The organism is Bradyrhizobium sp. Kon69 (genome assembly GCF_055807515.1).
In genome coordinates this window covers 1-795 of the sequence record NZ_JBVVOS010000088.1, presented here as the reverse complement: position 1 = coordinate 795, position 795 = coordinate 1, and the positions used below count along the sequence as shown (strand labels likewise).

Sequence of the window (795 nt, the reverse complement as noted above, 5' to 3'; positions counted from 1 at the left end):
GTCGTCACCAAGACCGGGTCCGAATACCTGACAGATTATCCACGAGACTTGCGCGTGGTCGCGAGATAGCCGGCAGGCCATGAGGATCGCGGTCTATCAGTGCGCACTCGGCGGCAGCAGCCGCGAGGAGCGGTTGCGCCGGTTGCGGATAGCTCTGCGGGATCCGCAGGCTGCCGGCGCCGACTTGGTAGTATGTCCTGAGTTGTTCATGACCGGCTACAATGTCAGCGAGGATATCGGCCGGCTCGCGGAGCCGGTTGACGGGCCGTTCGCCCAGTCGATCGCCTGCCTTGCGCGCGAGCACGGCACGGCGATCCTCTACGGCTATCCGGAACGCGAGGGCCCCCGGATCTACAATTCCGCGGCTTGGATTTGCCGGGACGGCGCTCTGCTGGCCAATCATCGCAAATTAGCTTTGCCGCCGGGCTTCGAGACGCATTCGTTCGAGCGTGGCGACGAGGCGACCGTGGTCACGTTCGGGCATTTCAAGCTGGCACTGCTGGTCTGTTACGATATCGAGTTTCCGGAAGTCGTGCGGGGGATGGCGCTGCAAGGCGCCCATGCTGTAATTGCGCCGACTGCCCTTACCTCGAATTGGAGCAGCGTGGCGACGCGTATGGTCCCGACGCGGGCACTCGAAAACGGACTCTACGTCATCTATGCCAACCACGCCGGCCGCGAGCGCGACGCGGATTACCTGGGTGCAAGTTGCATCGTCGGTCCGGATGGCGAGGATCTCGCCCGCGCCGGCCTTGGCGAGCAGGTCGTTTCGGCCAACCTGGATCTCACCGCAAT

Annotated in this window: 1 protein-coding gene; it reads left to right on the top strand. The window is 63.8% G+C overall.

Annotated features, from left to right (window positions below):
- Positions 1 to 79: 79 nt before the first annotated feature.
- On the top strand, positions 80 to 795 hold a 716-nt coding region (locus AC0L3U_RS38305; protein WP_473285289.1), incomplete at its 3' end, for a carbon-nitrogen hydrolase family protein.